Annotated in this window: 16 protein-coding genes; 13 read left to right on the top strand and 3 right to left on the bottom strand. The window is 67.0% G+C overall.

What is annotated here, in order from left to right:
* Positions 1-47: 47 nt before the first annotated feature.
* From AP234_RS14145 to AP234_RS14115, 7 genes are all read left to right on the top strand, one after another.
* Positions 48-605, top strand: a complete 558-nt coding sequence (locus tag AP234_RS14145; protein WP_055480121.1) for a DUF6031 family protein — start codon at positions 48-50, stop codon at positions 603-605.
* Positions 606-610: 5 nt separating this feature from the next.
* Positions 611-1,843 carry an aspartate aminotransferase family protein gene (locus AP234_RS14140; protein ID WP_055480120.1) on the top strand — a complete coding sequence of 411 codons (1,233 nt, stop codon included), beginning with the start codon at positions 611-613 and terminating at the stop codon, positions 1,841-1,843.
* Between the two features lie 64 nt (positions 1,844-1,907).
* On the top strand, positions 1,908-2,354 hold the full coding sequence (locus tag AP234_RS14135) for an SRPBCC family protein (protein ID WP_055480119.1): 447 nt from the start codon (positions 1,908-1,910) through the stop codon (positions 2,352-2,354).
* Positions 2,351-3,433: an SDR family oxidoreductase gene (locus AP234_RS14130; protein WP_055480118.1), complete on the top strand. Its 1,083-nt coding sequence runs from the start codon at positions 2,351-2,353 to the stop codon at positions 3,431-3,433. The genes AP234_RS14135 and AP234_RS14130 overlap by 4 nt, the downstream gene beginning before the upstream one ends.
* Before the next feature lie 23 nt (positions 3,434-3,456).
* The gene (locus AP234_RS14125) at positions 3,457-4,809 is read left to right on the top strand and encodes a hypothetical protein (RefSeq protein ID WP_055480117.1); all 1,353 of its coding nucleotides are present in this window, start codon (positions 3,457-3,459) and stop codon (positions 4,807-4,809) included.
* Between the two features lie 84 nt (positions 4,810-4,893).
* Complete coding sequence (locus AP234_RS14120) at positions 4,894-5,790, top strand: phytanoyl-CoA dioxygenase family protein (protein ID WP_235558190.1); 897 nt, start codon at positions 4,894-4,896, stop codon at positions 5,788-5,790.
* A gap of 49 nt (positions 5,791-5,839) precedes the next feature.
* Entirely contained in the window at positions 5,840-7,150 is a 1,311-nt protein-coding gene (locus AP234_RS14115) for an MFS transporter (RefSeq protein ID WP_055480115.1), read from the top strand.
* Between the two features lie 80 nt (positions 7,151-7,230).
* On the opposite strand, the gene AP234_RS14110 is transcribed toward AP234_RS14115, so the two are convergent.
* Positions 7,231-8,088, bottom strand: coding sequence for a hypothetical protein (locus AP234_RS14110; RefSeq protein WP_055480114.1), 858 nt, complete (start codon positions 8,086-8,088; stop codon positions 7,231-7,233).
* Between the two features lie 169 nt (positions 8,089-8,257).
* On the opposite strand from AP234_RS14110, the gene argF reads away from it, so the two are divergent.
* The 4 genes from argF to AP234_RS14090 all read left to right on the top strand — a co-directional run bounded on the left by argF (position 8,258) and on the right by AP234_RS14090 (position 11,312).
* Positions 8,258-9,241, top strand: a complete 984-nt coding sequence (gene argF, locus AP234_RS14105) for an ornithine carbamoyltransferase (protein ID WP_200926515.1) — start codon at positions 8,258-8,260, stop codon at positions 9,239-9,241.
* Entirely contained in the window at positions 9,238-9,894 is a 657-nt protein-coding gene (locus AP234_RS36230; RefSeq protein ID WP_055480112.1) for a recombinase family protein, read from the top strand. The genes argF and AP234_RS36230 overlap by 4 nt, the downstream gene beginning before the upstream one ends.
* Positions 9,888-10,388: a zinc ribbon domain-containing protein gene (locus AP234_RS36225; protein WP_152990409.1), complete on the top strand. Its 501-nt coding sequence runs from the start codon at positions 9,888-9,890 to the stop codon at positions 10,386-10,388. The genes AP234_RS36230 and AP234_RS36225 overlap by 7 nt, the downstream gene beginning before the upstream one ends.
* 234 nt (positions 10,389-10,622) lie before the next feature.
* Complete coding sequence (locus AP234_RS14090; protein ID WP_063842917.1) at positions 10,623-11,312, top strand: DUF2637 domain-containing protein; 690 nt, start codon at positions 10,623-10,625, stop codon at positions 11,310-11,312.
* A gap of 112 nt (positions 11,313-11,424) precedes the next feature.
* Here AP234_RS14090 and AP234_RS14085 read toward each other — a convergent pair whose 3' ends face one another.
* Positions 11,425-12,387, bottom strand: a complete 963-nt coding sequence (locus AP234_RS14085; RefSeq protein ID WP_152990408.1) for a hypothetical protein — start codon at positions 12,385-12,387, stop codon at positions 11,425-11,427.
* Positions 12,388-12,693: 306 nt separating this feature from the next.
* On the opposite strand from AP234_RS14085, the gene AP234_RS14080 reads away from it, so the two are divergent.
* Together AP234_RS14080 and AP234_RS14075 are read left to right on the top strand one after the other, a co-directional pair.
* Positions 12,694-12,906 (top strand): hypothetical protein, encoded by a 213-nt coding sequence (locus AP234_RS14080; protein WP_055480108.1) that lies wholly within the window; start codon positions 12,694-12,696, stop codon positions 12,904-12,906.
* Positions 12,907-13,306: 400 nt separating this feature from the next.
* Complete coding sequence (locus AP234_RS14075; protein ID WP_055480107.1) at positions 13,307-15,070, top strand: GmrSD restriction endonuclease domain-containing protein; 1,764 nt, start codon at positions 13,307-13,309, stop codon at positions 15,068-15,070.
* 179 nt (positions 15,071-15,249) lie between these two features.
* Here AP234_RS14075 and AP234_RS36220 read toward each other — a convergent pair.
* Positions 15,250-15,790: hypothetical protein (locus tag AP234_RS36220; protein WP_235558168.1), on the bottom strand; the 541-nt coding region annotated here is incomplete at its 5' end.

Genomic DNA, 15,790 nt, shown 5'->3' with positions numbered 1-15,790 from the left:
CCGGATCACGGTCTGATCGTTCACCGGCGAAAGTGAACAGGAGAATCATGCAGTCGTCCCACGAGACCGTAAATTTACTCACCGCCGTACGGCTGTTCCCGTCGGCGCGGTCCGGACGCGGGCTGCCCGGGGCACAGGCCGTGGAGGCCTGGGCCACCGCCGCGTGGCTGCTCGCAGTCGAGGGGCGCGCCTACCTTGAGGACCTTGAGGGCGGCGCGGATCAGCCGCTGCTTCGCCGCGTGGTCCGGATCAAGCTTCTCGAACTGCTCTACGACATCGACACGCGCCTGTCCGGCACCGTGACGATCGCCGAGGAGCACCGGCTCGCCCTGGCCCTGGAGTACGGCCTGCACGATCTCGCCAGCCTCGATGGGGAGAGTTTGGTCGAGGTGTTCGCGCTCGCCCCCGACGATCCGGACCACGCCGACGGTCTGGTGCCGCAGCTGTGGGAACGCCTGTGCGCCGCGTTCCCCGGCGAACTACCCGACCCGCTCAAGGCATCGGGGCAGCGGGAGATCCTGCGCGCGCTGCGGAACTGGTCGAAGCTCTGCACGGCGGCCGGCACCGAAGCCGCGTTCCTCGAGCCCTTCCTCAAGGACGCGTGAGTACGGTGGCCGCAACGGGATTCGTCGACCGGTACGCCGCCGCGTTCGGCCGCAACAAGGCGCTGCTGCTGCGCATGTCGGGCCTGACCGCGGGGGAGGCGAGCGCCGAAGGGCCCTGGATCAGGGACGAGAAGGGTAGGCGCTGGCTCGACTTCGGCTCGTTTGGCGTCCACCTGATCGGCCACCGTAACCCCGAGGTGGTCGCGGCGGCCGAGCGGCAGCTAGGGCGGATGGGCCTGTCCGGCAAGATCCTCGGCAACACGGAGGCCACCGCGTGCGCTGAGGCCCTGGTCGCCGCCACCCCCGCGAACCTGAACCGGGTGTCGTTCGCCAACACCGGCTCGGAGGCGGTGGAGCTGGCGATGAAGATGGCCGCCCTGGCCACGGATCGTACGGAATTCGTCGCGCTGCGCGGCTCGTACCATGGCAAGACCGCCGGTGCCCTGCACATATCCGACTCGTTCGCGGACCGCTCCCTGCTCCCGCTGGCCGCTCCAGTGCACTTCGTGGATCCTGAAGTGCCGGGAGACGAGGCGCGGCTGCGCGCCCTGCTCGACACCGGCGCCGTCGCGGCCGTCTTCGTCGAACCGGTGCGGGGCGAGGGCGGCGTACGACCGGTGGCGCCATCGTATCTGGCGTTCCTGCGGGAGCAGACGGAACGCACTGGGACGCTGCTGGCCCTCGATGAGATCCAGACCGGTCTCGGCCGCTGCGGTCGGCTGTGGCGCTCGGCCGCCGAGGTCTGCCCCGACCTGCTGCTGGTCGGAAAGGTCCTCGGCGGCGGGCTGCTGCCGCTGGCGGCGGTCGTCCACGCATCGGGCCGCGTCAAGGAGTCCGCCGCCGACCCGGTCGTGCTCGCCTCCTCCTTCGCCGGCGGCGCGCTCGCGGGTGCCGTCGGCCGGGCCGTACTTGACCTGGTCTCCCAGGATGCGTTCCTGACGAATGTACGGGAGCTGGGCGACCATGCACGCACCCTCCTCGACGAGATGCGCGCGCGGGAGCCGAGGATCGCGGCGGTGCGCGGCGAAGGCCTGATGATCGGCCTGGAAGCCGCTGACGCGTCGGTCGCGGGCCACATCGTTCTGGAGGCGGCCAAACGTGGCGTCCTGGTCAGCTTCTGCCTCAGCGACCCGCGGGTGCTGCGCGTCTATCCGAGCGCCGGTATCGACAAGTCCGATCTGGAGGACGGTATCGCACGCCTCGCCGAGGCCGTCGCGGCCTCCCCGATGAAACCCTGAGCGGCGTCGTACACCCGCCGCGCCCAACCGCCACTGTCGCGACGCCCCCTGAGAAAGGCCTTTCATGCCTATCGTACGTACCTCCGTGGACATCCCCGGCGTCAACATCGAGTACGTGTGGAATGTCGTCTGTGATCTCGAGAAGCACCCGGAGTACATGGCGGACGTCCTGGAGATCCGCTACCTGGAGCGGAACGCCGAGACCGCCCTCAGCTCCTGGCGCGTGCTGCTCAATGGCAGCGAACTCACCTGGGAGGAGAAGGACGTCTTCCACCCGCCGTACCGCATCGACTTCGACCAGACCGATGGGGACCTGGAGGTTTTCCGCGGGTCGTGGACGTTGAAGGAGATCGAGGACGGCGTCAACGTCGTCCTCGAGATCGAATTCGACCTGGGTATCCCGTCATTGGCGGCGGTTCTCGACCCGGTGGGCATCCAGGCCATCCACTCCAACTCGCGCAGCATGCTCACCGCCATCAGCGAGCGGCGCCCGGAACCGGCGGCCCGATGAGCGCGGGCCGGATACTCATCACGGGCGTGGGCGGCGCCGTCGGCAGCGAGTTCCTCGCTCGCCTCGCCGAGCGCGCGACGGGCGCCCCGCTGATCGGCGTCTTCAGCTCGCAGGAGAGCGCGGACGCCTACCTGGCCAGGGCGCCGCGTGCGGTTGCGGCCGTGCTGCGCCCCGAGGTCTGCGACCTCACCGACGAGCGTGACACCCGCGCGCTCGCCGAACGGCTCGGCCGCGCCCGGTCCACGGTCCTGGTGCACGCCGCCGCGAACGTCAGCTGGTCGGCCAGCCACGAATCGGCCCACCTGGGCAACGTCGTGGTCACCCGGAACACTGCCGAGCTCGCCCGGGCGCTGGGGGACACCCGCTTCCTGTACCTGTCGTCCGCGTACACCGCGGTCGACAACTGGGAGTACCGCAACACGTACGAGGAGTCCAAGGCGGAGGCCGAGCGGATGCTCAGACGGAACTACCCGGACCTCGACCTGTCGGTGTTCTCCTGCAGTCTCGTCGTCGGGCACAGCGTGACCGGAGCGATCTCCCGCTTTCACGGCATGTATCCGCTGCTCGGGCTCGTCGAGCGCCACGAGCCGCCGTTCTTGCCCGGGGAGCGCGACGCCCTCATCGACATCGTCCCGGTCGACTGGGTCGCCGACGAGCTGTGCACCCTGACCGAGGAGCTGGTCTCCGGCGGTGCCGCCCGTGACGTGGTGGCGTCGGCGGGCGCGCAGGCGCCCCGGCTCGACGACCTCGTCACCGCGGTCGTCGACGCTCTCAACCGGGGCCGCCGGGCGGACGGCCGACCCACGCTAGCCGAGGTCCCACTGGTGCCCTACCGCCGCTGGGACTTCCTGCGTCGCTCGGTCGACGCCTGGCAGGTGACCGATATCCACATGCCCAACCGGCGGTTTCTGGACCGCTTGGTCGGCATCTACCGCCCTTACTTCGAGAACGCCCAGGCCCGGCCGCCTCTGGGCACAGCGTCGATGACCCCGCACTGGAGTGGCTACATGGGCAGCGTCGTCGAGTACTGGCGGGCCTCCAATGTGCAGCGCTCGGCGCGGGTCGCTCCGGTCTCGTGAGCACCACCGGACAGGACGCAAGGATGGATGAGATGCCCCCCGGGAGCAGGGTGCCCGTCGCACCGGGCCGACTGGAGCACCGCCGTGCCATGTTCGAGCGGATTCGCGCGGAGCGGGACGCGGCCGTAGCCTATCTCAGGGACCGGTACCCCGAGGAGCGGGAATACCTGGACCGTGCGCAGGAGAAGGTCCGTGACGTGGCCGTCGTCCTCGGCAGCCCGCGGGGCGGCACAAGCGTTTTCAAACAGGTGCTCGGCGGGCTGCGCGGTGCCCTATCGCTGCCGGGGGAGCACCGTCTGTTCTTCACGCTGCTCGGGCTGAACCACCCCGACCACGGGTTCGCCGACGAGTGCGTGGAGAGCGGCCGGTTCGACTCCGGCGAGCGCGCGTTTCTGCTGCGGAGCCTGTTCTTCGAATGTCGAGGCGAGGAGATCCACGAGCCAACCCCCGCGGAGTGGGAGCGGTACGCCTGGGACTGGGCCCTGCGGCTGCGCCTTCAGTGGCCCGACGTGGTAGACGCCCCCTTGGAGGAACTGGTCGCGGTCGTCAGGGACGCCGCGCTCGGCGAACGTCGAGGCCCCGAGCCCGCGTACGACGTGCTGCGGGCGCTGCGCGCGTACGGGCTGCCGATCGATCCCTATCGCTACGACCTCGACGACGACATGGTCCGGAGGGCGTTCCCCGGCCTTCCCGTGCCCACGGGGCCACCCGGCGGCGCCATCGTGGAGATCTCGCCGTTTCTCGCCCTGCGGCCGCAGCGTCGCCCGAGGCTCGATGACGAGCACCACGTCCTGGTCATCAAGGCCTCGAGCGACGCTTACCGAATCCCGCTGCTGCGCGACCTGTTCGCCGGCTGGACCATGCGCGAGCTGCACCTCACGCGCAACCCGCTGGCCTCGGTCAACGGGCTCATCGACGGCTGGGAGCACCGCTCGTTCTGGCAGCACGACATGTCCGCGTACGGCGACGCGGCGGGCCCGTACGCACACTGGAATTTCGATCTGTGCGAGGGCTGGCAGGGCCTGGTGCACGGCTCGCTTGCAGAGCTGTGCGCTCGCCAGTGGTCCGACCCGCACCGGCGCGTCCTTCGGCACGCGAAGGACGCGGTCCTGCTGCGCTTCGAGGACTTCCAGGTTGGCGGCAACACCCGCCGGGCGCTAGTGGAGCGGGCCGCGAAGGAGATGGGGCTGTTCCTGACCGAAGACCAGTGGGGCTTCGCCGACGAGCCGCGGCGCGTGAACACGACCTCCGCGCCGAGCCTGGGGCGCTGGCGCAGAGAACGGCCCGAACTGCACGAGTTGCTCGACCTTCCGGAGGTCTCCGAGGTGTGCGGGCTGCTCGGCTACGACGTACGCGACTGGCCGCGGTGGCCGTGAGCGGCTCCTGAACCCGGCCCCGTGGGCGCCCCCGCGGTGTGCTGCCCCTTAACCGTAGTGAACTGTGAAAGGACCCAAGTGACCATGGTGACTCAGCAGCAGGTGGACTTCTTCCGGCTCTTCGGTTACCTGCCCCTGACCGGCTTCTTCGACGCCGCCGAACTCGCAGTCATTGAGAAGGAGTATGCGCTCGGGCACGCCGCCGCCTCGAAGGTGTACTCGTCCGCGATCGGCGTACGCGGCCAGATGAGCTGGTCGAACATGCGTGAGGAGACGCCGTACCTGTCCAACGCCCTCGAGTCGGACAAGTTGCGCTCGGCGGCCGAGGCGCTGCTCAGCCCAGAGGCGGTTGGTGTGATGTCCAACGGAAACGTTTTCTCGGGCAACCTCACCGAGTGGCACGCGGACACCAGCGTCCCCGACTTCCATTCCCTGAAGTTCGTCGCGTACCTCGACCCGGTCGACGGCCAGAGCGGTGCCCTGCGAGTGCTGCCGGGCTCGCACAAGGACCCCTGGCACGACGAGCTGATCGCCATCTCCCTGAAGGAGAAGCTGAACACGGCGGGCAACCCGGAGAATGAGGCGGCGGCCGCGCGGACCCGCTTCAACATCCAGGACGTGCCTGCCCAGATCTGCGCGACACGGCCGGGGGACGTGATCGCCTTCGACCTGCGGGTCTGGCATGCGTCATGGAACGGCTTTCCCAACCGGCGCATGTGCAGCTTCACCTACTTCGACGTGCCGCGCAACGAGGCGCAGGAGTACGCGATCCGCTCGGTGGTCCAGCAGCTCGGCCGGGAGGCCCAGTTCCGCGAGCTGCGCCGACAGCGGGACTGGATCGCCGCGGGCGCGAAGCCCAGCAGCATCCCGCGGCGCGAGAGCCAGTACTCGCAGCAGTGGCTCGCCAACGCCGAGGGCAGCACGACGCGCGGCCGCTGGATCGAGCGGCTGCGTGCCTGGGGGATGGCGCCGGCCGCGTGACGACGCGCCGCGGGGCCGGGCGGTGCCCGGCCCCAGTTGCCCCGCTGGGATGAAGACGAAGGGGAGATCCCTGATACCTGACTCGCTGGCCGTTCGGCTCCGCACCATCGCCCGCCACTACCGGCTGCCCGATAAGCGCCCGCACCGGGTGCTGGTCGGCTTCATCCTGATCAACACCTTCGGTCAGGGCATGTACGTGACCGCCGGGTTGCTCTACCTCACGCGCAGTGCGGGATTGTCGGTCGGCGAGGTGGGTCTCGCCCTCACCCTCGCCGGGGTGGTGGCGCTCCCCTCAAACGTCCTCATCGGCAAGCTCTCGGATCGCACGAGCCCGCGCAACCTCGCGATGGTCCTGCTCGTGGTTGAGGGCGTCGCCATGCTGGCCCTCGTCGCGGTCCGCTCCTTCTCATGGCTGCTGGTGGACGCCATGGTGGCCGCCATCGGTGTGCAGGGCAGCAGGGCCTTGCGCGCGGTCCTGGTCAGTCGGGCCGGTGGCGCCTCGCGCGTATATCTCCGCTCCTACCTGCGGGCCGTCTCCAACCTGTCGATGGCCCTGGGCTCCGCGGCGGGCGGCGTTGCGATCCAACTGGACAGCCGCACGGCCTACTTGACGGTGGTGGTCTTCAACGCTGTTACCTTCTTCATCGCCGCGGCTGTACTGACCTCGATGCCCCGCTACGAGCCGGCCCCCGCCGCGGCCACGGGAGCCCGGATGCCGGTCCTGCGCGACGGCCCGTTCATGGCGGTGACGGCCCTCAACGCCCTGATGACGCTGCAGTACTCGGTGCTCACAGTGGCGCTGCCACTGTGGATCTCAGAGCGCACCGAGGCACCGCGGGCCATGGTCTCGGGCGTCATGATCGTAAACACCGTGCTGGTCGTACTGTTCCAGGTGAGGGCAGGGCAAAGAGTCGTCGACGCCAAGAGTTCCGCACGGGCGATGCGCAGCGCGGGCGTCATCTTCATGGCCACCTGCGCGGTGTTCGCGCTGACCGGCGGCCTCTCGCCAGTGTGGGCGTCGGTGGTGCTACTCGCGATGATGGCGCTGCACACACTAGGCGAACTGTGGCACGCCGCCGCCGCATTCGAGCTGGCTCACGACCTGGCGCCAGAGCACGCCTATGGCGAGTACCAGGGGATGTTCTCGTTCGGCATCAGCGGCGCGATGGCGGTGGCGCCCGGTCTGCTGACGCTACTGTGCATCAACTGGGCACCGCAGGGGTGGTTCCTGCTCGGCGCACTGCTGCTGGCCTCCGGCCTGCTGACGGGACCGGCGGCGGCTGCAGCGGCGGCACGGGCGGCCGCGGTCGAAGCGAAGGCAAAGCAGGCGTCGGCGGCTGTGGCGGACGGGGCGGGCTGACCGAGGGGGCTGCCGCTTGCCCACGCACTGCCCGGACAGGTCTACTGGGGGGCCTTTCGAATCACGGCACCAAAGGTGCCCTAGGCGGGGGACACCCCAGGAGCCGCAGGCCCCGCGCCCGAGCGGATGGCCTCGACGCTGGCCCGCGCCACCAAGTCCTCCACGGGAATCAGGGCGAGGGCTTGGTCGCACAGCGCCGTCACGGAGTCGAGGGTGGCTACGGAGTCGAGTGCGGCGCCCTGAGAACCCAGCGATGTGGCCGCCGACGTCGAGGAGGCGGCGTCGGCCGTGGTCGTGAGAGCGAGGAACTCCTGCTGTTGGAGGGCCTGGGCCAGGGCCTTGCAGGTGTAGCCGAGCCCAGCCCCGGAGCGCAGGGTGGCGGCCTCGCGCAGATGCCCCTCGGCGGTCTTGAGGGCCTCGTGCGGCTCCGGAAGCCCGGCGAGGGCCGCCTGTGGACACAGGCTGAGCCAGAGCCGGTGCTCCTCCCACCACAGGTCTTTGGCGCGGGAGAACGGGTCCAGGTGCAGGGTGCCGAGGCGATAGAGCACCTGCCCCGCGAGGTCATCGCTCAGGCCGCGGGCGGCGGCGAGGGCGGCGTGACCCGCGCGGACGCCGGAGGCGAACAGGGCGCCGTCGGGCCGGTGGATGACGCATAGGTGCACGAGTTCCGTCCAAGCCGAGCGGCACCGGACACGGTCGTACGGCGAGGTGGAGGCGGGCAGGGCCTCGACGGCTGCCGTGAGCAACCTCCCCAGCAGCAGGGCCCGTTCCCATAGGCCTTCCCGGTGCGCAAGCCACTCTGCGGTCTTGAACCAGCAGATCAGGTCCTGCCCCGTCACCGCCCCCGATGCAGCCAGTGCGGCAGCGGTCCGTTCGCCAGAATCGAGGCTAGTGCGGCCGTCCGCCACGTCGAGGGCGAGCTGTTCAAGGGGGTGCACATGGGCCTCCAGCGGAATCTATTGATCGACCTGAATTGCATGTTAATGTAATGCCCTACATGTTTATAATCGCGCTCCCAGGGGCTGTACGTGGGTGTACCGCAGCCAGTGCAGGCCAAGGCTGCCGATGCTGATCAGCAGGGTCGATAACACGATCGGAGGAAGTGCCGTGGCGATTTCGGGACTCAAGGGGCGCAGCCTGCTGTCTCTGCGGGAGTTCAGCGGGGACGAGATCCGCGAGCTCCTGAACAGGGCGGCCGACCTCAAGGAGCGCTCGACCCTAGGTCAGAACGCGCCCGTCCTCGCCGGCAAGAACATCGCCCTGATCTTCCTCAAGCCGTCCTGCCGTACGCGCGTCTCCTTCGTCGTCGCGTCGACGCAGTCTGGTGCGCATGCGGAAATCTTCAACCGCGAGGACATCCGCTTCGGCATCAAGGAGTCCGTGCGCGACATCGCCCGGGTATTCGGCCGAGTTTTCGACGGGGTCATGTTCCGTGGCTTCGAACACGCGACGGTCGCCGAGTTCGCAGAGTACGCCGGCGTCCCCGTGTGGAATGGCCTGTGCGACAGCTACCACCCCACGCAGGTGCTCGCGGACCTGCTCACGCTTCAGGAGAACTTCGGCGACCTGGAGGGCCTGCCGCTCACCTACGTCGGCGACGGCCGCAACAACATGGCGATCACCCTGGGCATCGCCGCCGCCAAGGTCGGTCTCGACCTTCGCATCCTCTCCCCGAAGGAACTGCAGCCCGCCCCCGGCGTGATCGATGAACTGCTCGTCAACCGCGAGTCCGAGCAGGCCCGCGTGCTCGTCACGGACTCGCTCGAAGAGGCCCTGGCCGGCTCGGCCTGCGTTTACGGCGACGTGTGGGTCTCCATGGGCGAGGAGGACCAGACGCAGGAACGCATAAACCTGCTGCGCGACCTGAAGGTGACCAACGACGTTATGGCCCTGAGCGGCCGCAAGGACACCATCTACCTACACTGCCTCCCCGCCTTCCACCTTCTCGACACCGAGACCGCGAGGGCCTACCCCGACATCTGCGAGGTCGACGACGACGTCTTCGAGGGCGACCGGAGCCGCGTCTTCGATCAGTCTGAAAACCGCATGCACACGGCCAAGGCCCTCATGCAGTTGACCATCGCGGGGTGATCGCGACGGCCTCAGGCCGCGCGGCTGCTCGCCGCGCTGGACGACTCGGGCGCGGTTTCGACGCCGTTGTCATCGGCGAACCGCAGCGGGTCTTCTATGACAACCAGTACGCCCTGACCTTTCCGTTGTTCGCCCACTTCGGTGTGCCGTTGTGGGTTCCGGAGATCGGCGGTCCCATCGATCCGGACTCCGAGGCGCACAACCTGATCATGTCCATGTACGCGGGGATCTCCAAGGCTGAGCGCCGCAGGATTCAGGTCCGGGTCCGCGCCGCGATGACGGCCCAGACCGAGTTCGAAGGGCGCTTCCTGGGCGGGCGTCCGCCGTACGGATATCGGCCGGCCGACGCCGGACCCCACCCCAACCCGCACCAGGCCGCGACAGGAGTACGGCTCCATCGGCTTGCCCTGGATCCGCCGGCGGCCGCCGTGGTGAAGAGGATCTTCATGCTCAGGCTCGACGGGCTGGGCGCCGGCCGGATCGCCGCCACCCTCAATGCCCAGGGAGTGCCCTGCCCGTCCGCCCATGACCGCGCGCGGAATGCCCACCGCTCCGGCGAGATGTGGACGGACGGCACCGTGCTGTCGATCCTCCGTAACCCCCGCTACACCGGCTATCAGTGTGGAACAAGCAACGTACGACCGAGGTGCTGATCGATCCCCGTGATGTCGCTATGGGTGTCCATCAGGTGAGGCAGAGCAGTCCCGAGTCCGCATGGGTGCGGTCACGGCGTCCCGCCCACCCAGCCATCATCGGCATCGAGGACTTCGACCGTGCCCAGTGCGCTCCTGTGGTCGTTGGCACGTCACGGACCTATGCGTTCAGAGGGCTGCTGCGCTGCGGCTTCTGCCAGCGGTCCATGGAAGGGTCGTGGACCAACAACCAGTCCAACTATCGGTGCCGTCAAGGGCATCATCGGAACGTCTTCATCCGGGAAGACAAGGTGGCCGAGCACCTGGGTGCGTTGCTCATCCGAGCGGTTGCGGAGTCACAGAACCGGAGCGATCTGGACATGATCGAGATTCCGCGCGTCCTCGCCGAACAGGTCGCTCTGTGTCGCTCGATGGGTCTGACGCTGACCTACCAGGCGGACATCCCGGCGCTGGTCACGGTCGTCCGAGGCGAAAGGATCACCATCAGGACGTGACAGACGCCTCCCCAGCGACTCGAACCCCCATGGAGGACGTATGCAATACGTGCGCAACTGAGCTGATGGATAAAAGCGAAACGCCCGGACAAGCCTGTCCGAGCGTCGGCTCAATCCTGCATATCTATACGTTCCCATGAATAATCTTTGTGTCCGAGGGGAGACACGCTCGATACGTACATACCCTTCGCGGCGTCCACCACACTCATTCTCCCTGGTCGGGAGGGCTGAGCCTTGGTCGGACCACACGACACTCGCACGGTACGCCGCATCCAACGTACGACAATTGCAGGTGTTTTTCTACTGGCAGCGATTGCTGCTGTCGTCTCGTTCCGTCACATGCACGAGCTCTGCCTGCGTCACGGTGAGGACCACCTGGCAGCGGTACTGATCCCGCTCGCCGTCGACGGCCTGATCGTCGTCGCCTCGATGTCCATCCTCCTTGCTAACCGGCATGGCTCCCGCGGCGGTCTCCTGGCCTGGAGCCTCCTCGTGGTCGGCAGCCTCGCCAGCCTCGGCGCGAACGTCGCCGTCGCCGAGCCCAGCCTGATCGGCCGCATCATCGCGGCGTGGCCTTCGCTGGCTCTGATCGGCAGTTACGAACTCCTGATGTCCCAGATCCGCCGCTGCGCGGGAGCACGGGCAGAGGCTCAAGACCTTCCGGTTCTCAGCCCTGATCCTGCCGCCGACGCGGAAGCTGACCCCGTGGAGCCACAAGAGGATCAGGAGGAAGACACCGACTTGCCCGCTGAGCACGACGGGAACGGCCGGGTGCTGCAGAGAGAGGCCTGGCGGTGGGCACAGCAGAACCGCCATGCCGACGGCGACCTCCCCAGCGGTGTCGCCATCGTCCGTGCCTTCGCCCGCAGCCCCCGCTGGGGTCGTCTCGTGAAGAAAGCCGGCCTTGCTGGCGAGCTGAGTTGACGTCGACAATGAGGAAAGGCGAAGCGTAGATTGCCGCCTGTTCCAGCCCCCCACATTGCCGACAGAAGGCATCGATCTATCCCTCGTCGATGCCTATCTGGACAGGTTGCTGCTACTCAGGCGTGCGGAACGTCATGAACGCGCTCATGAACGGAGGGAACGCCCACGGCTGCTCGAGGTTCTCCACCTCAGCGTCAGGGATCTCTGCCAAGACCCGCCGCAGTGCCTCTCGCTGGAACAGCAGCATCAGCGCATCGAGCGCGGTCTTCCCCGGGCTCTGCTCAGCGCTGTCGAGTGCCGTGATGAGTAAAACCCGGGCGGGCGCGCACATAGTCTGGGTCCACTCGCTCAGCGCCTCTGCAGACTCGCGTGCGGCCAGAGCAGCTTCGACGCGATCGCATAGATCGACTGCCCACGTGGGCATATAGGAGGCAATCCGCCATGCCTGCAGAAGATCGGGCAGGGGCGTCGCCCATGCGAGTTCACGGATGACCTCCTCCAAGCTGCCGGTAGGTACGAAGGCGAGACCACCTTCCGGTGTCAGCAGTCGTTCCGCCTCCTGCTCGCTGCCCGGCCAGCCGAGTTCCAAGTCCTCGGCAGCTGGTGCCGGCACCCCCAGCGGGGCCAGGCTCCGACCCAGTGTTCCCAGGTACCTCACGTCCACGGTGTCGGCCCCCTCGATCGCCGCCATCGTGCTGCCGTGCGCCCAGTCCCGCCGCGTCACGGGTTCCGTCTGAGCAGGTGGGGCCTGCCGCCCGAACTGGGCGAGAACGGCCCGCGTTATGTCGGCGACGCTGGTTCCCGCATCCTCCAGTACGGTCGCGAGAGCGGCGTCGATGCGTCGAATCCGGGCTGGTACGGGATCGCTACGCCCACGCTTGGCGGCATTGGCATCCGCGACATTCACCGAAGAACCCTCGGGCGGGATATCGTCCGGCGAAGGAATCCTGACGGCCTCGGCGAACACCTTCCGAACGGTCGCTTCCGGTACAGGCAGGCCCTCGCCGAACGCTATGAGCGCCAGATCACCGGGCCGTTTGCCCGGGCCTGCGTGCTGGCCGAGCCACACCACCATCTCCTTCGCCTGGTCGGTCGGAGCGGAGGTGCTGCCCCGACCTCGGCCAAGCGTTCGCACGTGATTGGGTGGCAGGAGGCTGTTGGCTCGCCAGCGCTCAATTTGACGAGCTGAGACGGTGACCCCCTGAGCGGCGGCGTGTTGGATCAGCGCGTGGTCGGCAGGGGAGGGCGGAGTTCGAGGCATCCTGCCACTGTAGGGATGGAACCCCCCGAGCTTGGCAGGAACAACGGGAACTGCTGGTGCTCCCCTTGAGGTCTGGAGCCGCCAACTGGAAGGCGGCCTCAAGTGAAACGGAGACACCCCATGTCCCTGCTCACCCCGGGCAATCACCGCCGCAACTTCATCTCGTGGCCGATGGCGATTATCGCTGTCGTAGAGACGCTGCCGCTGCTGTTGCTGATCGTCTTCCTGTCCCCAGCGCTACTGGTCGGCCCACTCCTTCCGAGAAGACAGAAGTTCACGCTGCGGCTCGTGGCGACCGTGAAGAAATGGAACCACCGCCCGCCGCAGATCTGACAGGTTGTGCCGCTGCCGTCTCCGCGGGACCAACCTCCTCGTATCCGAGCGCGAAGGTGGCTCGGGATGCGAACTGTGACCGAGTTCAACGACGATCGCGAGTTACGCGGGGCACCAAAGCTGGGTGCCTCGCGGCACTCGCTTGATCATTAGCATGTGACCCACATAGTTTCGCGGGGAGGCAAGCAAGCGCCACCTTTGATCGGCAGTAGAGGCTGGCCATCCCGAGGAGGTCCAAGGAGGCGAGGGCCAGCCGACAGGTGATCAGGACGTTGTGGTGGTCTATACGGTGATTCCATCCCTTGAACAGCGAATACTACGGATCGCCCCCGCGGCGTCACCGGAGCCTGTCAGACTGTGGCCGGATGGTCATGGTCAGCAGAGATGGAGCCTGCACGGCATGAGCGTGGAGACTTTCGGCATCGAGAAGAAGTTCCTGCAGGAACTCCTGCGCCAGGTCCGTGACGGAAGGGTCCAGTTGCCTGAGTTCCAGCGTGGCTGGGTCTGGCCGGAGCGCAACATCACCGCCCTGCTGTCCTCAATCTCGCTCGGCTATCCGGTGGGCACGCTGATGATGCTCAGGACCGGAGGTACGGCGCGCTTCAAGCAACGTGCCGTCGAAGGAGTCGAACTTTCGCCGGCCGTCACCGCGGACAGGCTCCTGCTGGATGGCCAGCAGCGGCTGACGTCGCTGTTCCAGGCGCTGATGCTCGGCGAAGCGGTCTCTACCCCCGACGGTGACTCCGGCGGCTGGTTCTACGTCGACATCCGGATGGCCCTCGACGAGACCGTCGACCGTGAGGAGGCGTTTCGCTTCGTTCCCGCGGATCGCGTCGTCCGCAGCGGCTTCGGCAAACAGATTGAACTGGACCTGTCGAGCCCGGCAAAGGAGTACGAGGCCGGTCTGTTCCCCCTAAAAAAGGTCTTCGACCCCGACGAGTGGGCGGAGGGCTTCGAGGAGCACCACGACTACGACAAGGACGTTCGCAAGCTCTGGAACACGTTCAACCGTACCTTCATCAAGCGTTTCGAGCAGTACCTGATGCCAGTGATCGAGCTGGCCGCCTCCACTCCTCGTGAGGCGGTCTGCCAGGTGTTCGAGAAGGTGAACACCGGCGGTGTGACCCTGACCGTTTTCGAACTGCTCACCGCGACCTACGCGGCGGACGAGTTCGACCTGCGGCAGGATTGGCGGGAAAGGAGGAGTGCCTGGGATGATCCCGCCCTCCAGGTGCTCTCGACGGTGTCGGAGACTGATTTCCTGCAGGCCGTCACATTGCTGGCGACATACGAGCGCAAGCTGAATCATGCTGGAGCCGACAGCGACAGGGCGTCGAGAGTCGGTTGCCGCCGTACCGAAATGCTTCGGCTCCCGCTCCAGGACTACGTCCGCTTCGCTCCAGAAGCGGTCACCGGGTTGTTGGAGGCCGCCCGGTTCCTACATCGCCAATACATTTTCGACGTGAAATACCTGCCGTACGGCACGCAGCTCATTCCTCTGGCGGCGATCCTCGCGGCCTTAGGGCAGGAGGCGGAGCCGTATGAGGCTCAGCGGAAGATCGCACGTTGGTTCTGGTGCGGTGTGTTCGGGGAACTCTACAGCGGCACGACCGAGACCCGTTTCGCCCGGGACCTGCCCGAGGTCGTTGACTGGGTCCGCGGCACCGGCGAGGAGCCCAGAACCGTTATCGAAGCGCAGTTCGCCCCCAGTCGGCTACGGACGCTCCGCACCCGCAACAGCGCCGCCTACAAGGGTCTGCAGGCCCTGCTGATGGCCGACGGCGCGAAGGACTGGCTGACCGGCAACATGATCAATGCGGCCGTCTACTTCGACGACAACATCGATCTGCACCACATTTTCCCCAGAGCTTGGTGCGTTAGGACTGGCCTCCCGCGTGGTGACTATGAATCGATCGTCAACAAGACCCCTCTTGCTGCCCGCACCAACCGTGTGCTGGGCGGAGCAGCTCCCTCGCAGTATCTGAATCGCTTGGTCCGTGAGACGAAGATCAGCCGAGGCTCCCTGATGAGCCTGATCGAGACCCACTTCGTGAACGCCGGCACCTTGACCCTCGACGACTTCAAGCGGTTCTACGCCTACCGCGAGGCCGCCCTGCTGTCCCGTATCTCGGACGCCATCGGCAAACCCATCCGCACGGAGTAACCGTTTCTCGCCCTCTCCGGTTGGCTGCCGTAGGGTTGAGTGCTTCTGGCCGCAGACGGAAGCGTGCATCCCGATCCTGTAGAGGGGATCCCGGGGGCCGACCGCTACGCCGACCTTCTTCTGAGGAGTTGTGCCACTTTTGCAACGGAGTGGACGGTCTGTTGGGCTGGCGGGGTGCCTTAAGCCGCCGACTCCGTTCCGGCTGCGGGTTCGACCAGTTCGGGTAGGCCCCAAGGTGTGGGAACCACAGGGATATGGTCACCAGGCCATTTGGCTGGGATGAAGGCATGAAAGTGTTCTTCTCCCTCGGGCCGGAGCTTGAGGACACAGCCTTCTGCCGACCCGGCATCAAGCGCCTCCAGGACTTGGCCCGCGTTCACTGCGATGACACGGGTGTGGAACAACGTCACATCGCCGATCAGGAGTTCATGGCCAGCAATCTCCACCGTGCACACGGATAGATCCAAACGAAGGCACTGGGGGTTCCCCGAGAGGATGAGGCGCAGCTCTTCGCTTTCAGAACCGCTGAGGGTGGCCGTCAAGAGCCGTGCTGTCGGGTGAACGGCGCACTTGCCCTCCATCAGGAGCCTCACCATGCGTAGAGCTGCTCGTTCAACGCCGGGCAATTCGGCAGGCACTGGAAAGAAGATGTCGCAATGTCGTTGGACAATGTCCAGATCCTCAGCCAGCTGTTCGCACCGGCGGACCTCGCCCAGTGTC

The sequence above is a fragment of the Sphaerimonospora mesophila genome, assembly GCF_001417795.1.
Classification (GTDB): Bacteria; Actinomycetota; Actinomycetes; order Streptosporangiales; family Streptosporangiaceae; genus Sphaerimonospora; species Sphaerimonospora mesophila.
This window is presented reverse-complemented; position numbering and strand designations above follow the sequence as displayed.